This window comes from Salipiger sp. PrR003 (genome assembly GCF_010500785.1).
GTDB lineage: Bacteria > Pseudomonadota > Alphaproteobacteria > Rhodobacterales > Rhodobacteraceae > Salipiger > Salipiger pacificus_A.
Genome location: NZ_JAAGOV010000099.1, coordinates 1 through 6,401, shown reverse-complemented (window position 1 = coordinate 6,401; position 6,401 = coordinate 1). Strand labels below are relative to the sequence as shown.

Genomic DNA, 6,401 nt, shown 5'->3' with positions numbered 1-6,401 from the left:
GGCGCAGCAGGGCGGCGAGCGCCCGGGCCTTTTCCGGATCCTTCAGCGCGTTGGAGATCGCGACCGATCCGACGATGATCTTGCGGCGGGTCTCGCTGGCCTTCTGCCTCTCCTTCAGCCGGGCCAACTTGGCCTGCGTTTCCGCAATTTGCTGATCGATGCTGCGCGCCATTCTTACCTCCGCACGATTGAGAGCGGTTGATTTCTCGCAAAGGTTGATTCAGGGTGCAACCACGAAGTGCCCACTTATACAAACGCTTAGCGTTTGTGTGGGCGGGGGAGACTGGCGTTTCCCCTCGACCCCTAAGCGAAGTGCGGCCCCGAATGGCGATCTATCATCTCAGAGCCACGATGATCTCCCGCAGTCAGGGCCGCTCCGCCACGGCGGCTATCGCCTACCGGGCGGCGGAGCGTATCGAAGATCACCGTACGGGGCTGACCTTCGATTACGCGGGGCGCAGCGGCGTCGATCACACCGAGATCCTCGCCCCCGACCACGCTCCGGATTGGGCCTACGACCGATCCGAGCTGTGGAACCAGGTCGAGCGCGCCGAGACCCGGAAGAACAGCCAGGTGGCCCGCGAGGTGCGCGTGGCCCTGCCTGCCGAGCTGGCCCACGCGCAGCGGGTCGAGCTGGTCCGAGACTTCGCCCAAGAACAGTTCGTGGATCGCGGCATGGTCGCGGATATCGCCCTGCACGCGCCCGGGCGCGACGGCGATGATCGCAACCACCACGCCCACATCCTGCTCACCACGCGCGAGATCGGCGCCGAGGGGTTCACCACCAAGAACCGCGACTGGAACAAGGTCGAGCTCCTCGAGCATTGGCGCGAGGCGTGGGCGGTGGGCAGCAACCACGCCCTCGAGCGCGCCGGCCTCGAGCAGCGCATCGACCACCGCACCCTCGAGGCGCAGCGGGAGGAGGCACTGGAATGGGCGACCGAGGCGCGGGAGCGCGGCGACGAGGGCACGGAGCTGCGCGAGACCGTGCGGGCGATCTCGCTGGACCGCGAGCCGCTGCCGCAGCTTTCACCGGGAGCGTGGCAGATGAAAGAGCGCGGCCACGAGGTCGGCCGAGTGCGCGCCTGGCACGAGATCAAGGCGCAGGCGGTCGAGGTCGCCCGCGTGGCGCAGGAGCTGGCGGGTCATGTCCGTGATTGGCTCGACCATGCCGCCGAGCGCACCTTGGATCGGCTGGGCGGCGGTCGCGCCGAGCTGGCGTTGTCCGGAGTAGCTACTGACCAGGACCGGCCTGCCGATCTCGCGACGCGCCTGCGCGAGGCCTGGGCCGATCGCCAGGAACGGCAACAGGAGCTGCCGGAGGTCGAGGTCCCAGAACGGGATACCTCTGAAGGTCTTGCCGCGCGGCTACGTTCTGCTTTTTCCGGGGTGGATCGTGACGCTCTCAGAGAACGGCTCTCGAGCTATAGACAGGAACGAGAGGATTACGAGGTGAGCACAGCCCAAGAGCGGCAGCGTGACAGGCACCTCGAAAACGACCTCGAGCAGGAGCGTCATGCCATTCGTGATCGGGGCTATGACCACGAGTTGTAAGCATCATGCTGCTGCGGCGTTTCCCGTCAGCTTTTCTGAAACTCAAGGCGCCCGAGCTTCAGGTCAGGTGACGCGCTCACTCTCCTTTTGATTGCACGTGAAGCCATACTGCTCCCAAGAAAAATTGGAGCGTGATCCGTCGCCGATACCAGGCCCGGAGTTTTTGGTCCTGATCCCCCACCACTCACGGAGTGGATCGCGCTCACCGCCTTGCCATTTTGAAGCCATGAGAATCGCTTGTCCGTGATATCGTGATAGGGAGCGCGACGAGCGCGCCCTGCGGTGGGACGGATCTAATCACACTGCGGCCGGCGCGGCGTCAGAGATGACCCCCGGTTACGGGCTCGCCGCGCTCACTAGGTCAGACAATCTTAGGGCACGTCCCGCGTTGCGCGCGGGCGAAAGAGATCTGGGAAGTCGCGCGTAGCCGCGAAGAGACCTTGGTCGACGGCGCGCTTGCGATACGCGATCTGCGCCCCGCTCATCATGTCCTGGCCCAAATATGTGAGGAAAGCTAGCAGGCTGCGATACTTCACGTGTGGAGATTGGGTCGCAAATCCAGAAAGCCCCGCAATCCATAATCCGCCGCGCTCATCGGGAACGCCGAAGCGGGCAGACTGTGCTCCCTGGTCCTGCAAGTTCGCCGCGAGGATTGCGGAGGTGGCCGCGATCAAGTCCGCGTCCTGAAGCGCGTAGACGATGGCGCGATCCAGCTTTTGAAGCAAGAATTGGCGCGGATCTCCGGCGCCGCCGCGCTCGATCCATCGCTGTAGTGTGTGGCGCGTCAAAACGACGATGGAGTCTTTAGTCTCCTTGGCCGTAAGCTGACGTAGAATGTAGCGCACCAGGTCCTGCCTGAAGCCATCTTGCTGATCGGCATAGCGCAACTCCGAGTCCCGCCGGGCTCCGCGAATGACCACCTCGAGGGCCCGGGTCCGATCTTGCTTGGTTGCCCGTGCGGCGGCGCATCCTGGGTGCCGGGCAATGCGTTTTGCCGCGCGTTGCAAAGCAACGAGGCTGCGCCCGCTCTTTGCGGTCAATGCGGCCGCTATGATATCGACTTTCGGCTCTTGCTCTGCCGCTTGGACAATCAGGTCCGTGGTCAGCCCGCGGGCCCAGTGCGTGCGGGCTGCCGCCGCAGATACGTCATGCAGGATCATCAGGGATAAGATCGCTGGTTTGAAATGCCCGTCAAGGGGAGCAAAGACAGTGAACCTGACCTTTGGTCACGGGCCCGAATAGCCGGCGGAGCCGACCGGGGCCTCGCCATCCCTACTGCTCCCTTTGGCACAACCGCGAGACGAGGGCGGGCCGCGCTGCTGCGCGCCCCATAAAACCCGTTCCCCGACTCCCAGCTACTCAGGGTTGAGCCGCTCAGGTCTCCGCGAGGCTGGGGATCTCTCTGGTTCCAGTGCTGGGCCATGCTATATAAGAGGTATTACCTCGTAATACCCAGGGAGCTATTCCATGTCTGCTACCCATCCCGTCGCGGTGAAGCTGGACGCCGATGTTCACGCTCGGATGCGCCAGCTTGCCAAGGCGCAGCACCGCACTCCGCACTACCTGATGCGGGAAGCGATCGCCCAATATGTCGAGCGCGAGGAAAAGCGCGAGGCGTTCCGGCAGGAGGCCGTAAAGGCATGGTCGGCGTATCAGGCCACTGGTCTGCACGTCACCCAGGCCGAAGCGGACGACTGGCTGGCCCAGCTTGAGGCCGGCCAGGACGTGGAGCCTCCTGAATGCCACACCTGATCTGGACGCCGGAGGCCCTTGCGGGTGTCCGGCGCTGCCATGGCTTCCTGGCTCCGAAAAACCCGGATGCGGCGTCTCGTGCCGTGCGGGCCATTCGCGAGGGGATGCAGATCGTGGCCGCGCATCCCGGCGCGGGCCGTCCGGCCGACAAGATGGATCCGGAGTTTCGGGAATGGCTGATCCCGTTCGGCGAAAGCGGCTATGTCGTTCTCTACCGCGTCGACGGCGAGCAGGCCGTGGTGCTGGCGGTCAGGCACCAGAGAGAAGCGGGATACTACTGAGCTACGGAAATGGGATCTGAAAGCGCTCCCCTGCTAAAGGAGTGCCCCCGGCATCTTACCTAACCTGCCCTAAACAATACTTGTACGTCAGCGCCCCAGAAGCCTTCTGAAGAGCCCGCGAGGCCTCTTGTCTTCTAAGAGTGCCGTGGCCTGATGTCGCCACTTGTCCCGATCCTCTCGCAAGTCTGAGATTACGGCTTCTTTGTCGGCTAGCCGTTCTTGAGCTGCTTCAAGACGCGCTTGTAAAGCCTTGAGTTCGCCTGTTTCCTCCCTGTTTACTTGCGGTTTCTCAGGTGTTTCCTTTTTGTGATTTTGAGGTGTTGGGGGGTAAACCCTGTGCAACTCGGACGGATCTATTCTGAACACACCTGTATCGTCTTTGAAGGCGGATATGCGGCCTGATTTTATGGCTTTAGATATGGTTGCCTTCGACTTCCCCGTGGCCTTCGCAGCTTCTCCAAGGGTGTACACCATGGGGTTTCCTATCGTTCGCAGTTGCCAGTATTCATGGTGTTGACCTGTTTACTCTTCATCTTTCCCAGGTGTTCCTGGAAGATCGGTTTCCATGCCTGGGAAACTGGGCTGTGAGATCGGTGGCAAGCCACTGCCAGAGGGGATTTGCATCTCACCAATGCGGGGCAGTCGGTGCAGAGCGGCTTTGTCTGCCACGATGGGTTCGGGTTGCTCATCTTCGGCCAGCAGGACTTCGGCTTGCAGGCGAGCGTAGCGCAAGCGGTCTCTGGCCTCGGTCCAGACAACACGGCTGTTGATGACGTATGCATTTACGGTGCCGCTAGCACCGATCTGCTGAACCTCAATCCAGTTTCCGGCTTCCAAGGTTCTAAGGGCACGTTTCACGGTCGAGGCAGACGACCCCATGAGCTTGGCTAGAACTTTGTGTGAGGCAACAACCGCGTTTTGTTCGCCGACATTTGCCGCCAATACGTGTAGCAATGCCGAAGCTGCCGGGTGTTTCGTTCCTAATCTCGCCCAAGCCTCGTGCGCTGCCCGATCCGTTTGCACAAAGTGTCCCCGTGCTGGCTTGGATGGGAGCGTGGCTCGAGTTTCCGGCTGCCGCTGACCTGGTTCATCCATGACCTACCCCTAGCTCATACGTGACTAAATTTCGCTCATTTGTGGGCGCATGTAGATCATGGATGTTTAGTTCTGTCCCGTCAAATATTGACCATACGTGCACTAATTTCGACCAGACCTAGGTCACAGCTGTGACCTAGGGGTAGGTCACAGCTGTGACCTACCCCCCCCTGCCAAGTAATTGATTTAAAATGAAGAAAATTTTGCGCCTTCTAATGATCTATAGGAGGGCAAAAAATCCCCGCTCGTTCGATCGGGAGCGCGCCCCATAGCGCTGGTCGAGCGATCGGGCGAGGGGGGAGTTTTTGAACGACGCAGGCGACGAGGGAGCCTGCATCGAAGTGTTAGTCTCGGCGGTACTTTAAGTAGTTCGCTACTTAACCAACGGTGCGAGTTACCAGGGATGGGGTGGGTCAGGCAGGGAGGGGAAGGGATACCCTCCGGCGTGTCTGTTTTAAGTTCTCTAATGTTGGGTGTCGCGTGGAGGGACGAACAAACCGGAAGGTGGGGCGAACACGTCGAGATGAAGGAGTGAAATTTTGGGGGGTTGAAACTGAATGCTGAAAATCTGCGTTAATCCAAAACCTTGAATGAAACTACGTGACGTGTGGAAGTCTAAGCATGAAAACTGGTTTGAGAATGTCTTATTCAGGCTACGCATCGTTGGCCCTGGGAACTGGATTGTTGCTCTCAGACCGCTTTTACGCCGGCACCGTTTTCTCAGGATTCCAGTCGCGCACAACACTTTTCCCCTTGAGCTTGGGGCTTATCCTGCTGGGTTACACGTTGCTGCTCGCTGCGGTCCTTCGCAGGATCACCAAAAAAGAGCGCCGATACCTGCGTTGAGCCGCTTTTCTAGAACCGATTGTTCGGGGAAGTCAGCGCAGGCTCCTCGCTTACGCGATTAGTCAGAGGGGCGGCGAAGAAATCTTGGCGATTGTCCGGGTCATCCACACGTCGCGCGACTGGTCTGCCGCGCAATGGCCGGAGTGACCCCTGTCACCGGTTCTACTCTGTGATCCAGAAGGCGCAGAAGCTGGACCCGTTGTCCTGCTCAACCACCTGCCCCCCGAACCACGATCTGCCGCAATTGTAGCTCACCAGATCATTGACCGAGAGGGCAGACTTGGCCGTTTCCATCCCATAAGCCAGCAGAAGGCCCAGAACGGCCCCTACAGCGAGCATAGAGACCAGCCAGACCCAGAACCCCCCGAAGTAGCGCCAGGCCTCTCTACGGGCCTCTCCGGCGGCCTGTGTGAGGTTCCGGGCGGCGTCGATGCTCTCGTCATGGGCCTTCAGGATGGCGTCTCTCGCGGCCTTCTCGGCGGCTTTGGTGGCTTCTTCCTTGAGGTAGGCTGCGACGGTCACCAAGCGGTTGTCGATGGCTTGGTGGACCTCGGAAGCGGCCCTGTGCATCCGGTCGACCCCCTCGGCCAACTTCTGGTGCAGGGCCTGTGCGTCCTTCTTGTCGAGGCTGGTGCGTTGGAGCTGGTCCATGTCCTTGCGGATCAGGGTCAGCTCATCGGCGAGGATCTGGAATGGATCTTTGGCGCTCATTGTCGTTCCGCCTTTGCCGCGGCGTCATCGAGCTCTTCCAAGAGGCCGATGATTTCCTTCTGATCGACTTCGCGCGTCACGGCACGGCGCAGCAGGGCGGCGAGCGCCCGGGCCTTTTCCGGATCCTTCAGCGCGTTGGAGATCGCGACCGATCCGACGATG

The 6,401-nt window shown here is 60.9% G+C and carries 8 protein-coding genes; 4 read left to right on the top strand and 4 right to left on the bottom strand.

From position 1 onward, the window contains the following. Window positions 1-324: 324 nt before the first annotated feature. The gene (gene mobQ / locus G0D83_RS29340; protein WP_304610680.1) at window positions 325-1,554 is read left to right on the top strand and encodes a MobQ family relaxase; all 1,230 of its coding nucleotides are present in this window, start codon (window positions 325-327) and stop codon (window positions 1,552-1,554) included. 371 nt (window positions 1,555-1,925) lie between these two features. On the opposite strand, the gene G0D83_RS29335 is transcribed toward mobQ, so the two are convergent. Continuing rightward, window positions 1,926-2,714, bottom strand: coding sequence for a hypothetical protein (locus G0D83_RS29335; RefSeq protein ID WP_164198093.1), 789 nt, complete (start codon window positions 2,712-2,714; stop codon window positions 1,926-1,928). Window positions 2,715-3,021: 307 nt separating this feature from the next. Here G0D83_RS29335 and G0D83_RS29330 point away from each other — a divergent pair, with 307 nt between their 5' ends. After that, complete coding sequence (locus G0D83_RS29330) at window positions 3,022-3,306, top strand: CopG family ribbon-helix-helix protein (protein ID WP_164198091.1); 285 nt, start codon at window positions 3,022-3,024, stop codon at window positions 3,304-3,306. Beyond that, window positions 3,294-3,587, top strand: coding sequence for a type II toxin-antitoxin system RelE/ParE family toxin (locus tag G0D83_RS29325; protein ID WP_164198089.1), 294 nt, complete (start codon window positions 3,294-3,296; stop codon window positions 3,585-3,587). Before G0D83_RS29330 ends, G0D83_RS29325 begins: the two co-directional genes overlap by 13 nt. An 87-nt stretch (window positions 3,588-3,674) precedes the next feature. Here the strand turns inward: G0D83_RS29325 and G0D83_RS29320 are convergent, their stop codons facing one another. Further along, window positions 3,675-4,061, bottom strand: coding sequence for a helix-turn-helix domain-containing protein (locus tag G0D83_RS29320; RefSeq protein ID WP_164198087.1), 387 nt, complete (start codon window positions 4,059-4,061; stop codon window positions 3,675-3,677). Between the two features lie 48 nt (window positions 4,062-4,109). Next, a complete protein-coding gene (locus G0D83_RS29315) occupies window positions 4,110-4,682 on the bottom strand; it encodes a replication/maintenance protein RepL (RefSeq protein WP_164198085.1) in 573 nt (190 codons plus the stop codon). A 621-nt stretch (window positions 4,683-5,303) separates the two neighbouring features. Here G0D83_RS29315 and G0D83_RS29310 point away from each other — a divergent pair. Then, a complete protein-coding gene (locus tag G0D83_RS29310; RefSeq protein ID WP_164198083.1) occupies window positions 5,304-5,528 on the top strand; it encodes a hypothetical protein in 225 nt (74 codons plus the stop codon). A 162-nt stretch (window positions 5,529-5,690) separates the two neighbouring features. On the opposite strand, the gene G0D83_RS29305 is transcribed toward G0D83_RS29310, so the two are convergent. After that, window positions 5,691-6,239 carry a hypothetical protein gene (locus G0D83_RS29305; RefSeq protein ID WP_164198080.1) on the bottom strand — a complete coding sequence of 183 codons (549 nt, stop codon included), beginning with the start codon at window positions 6,237-6,239 and terminating at the stop codon, window positions 5,691-5,693. Between the last annotated feature and the right edge of the window lie 162 nt (window positions 6,240-6,401).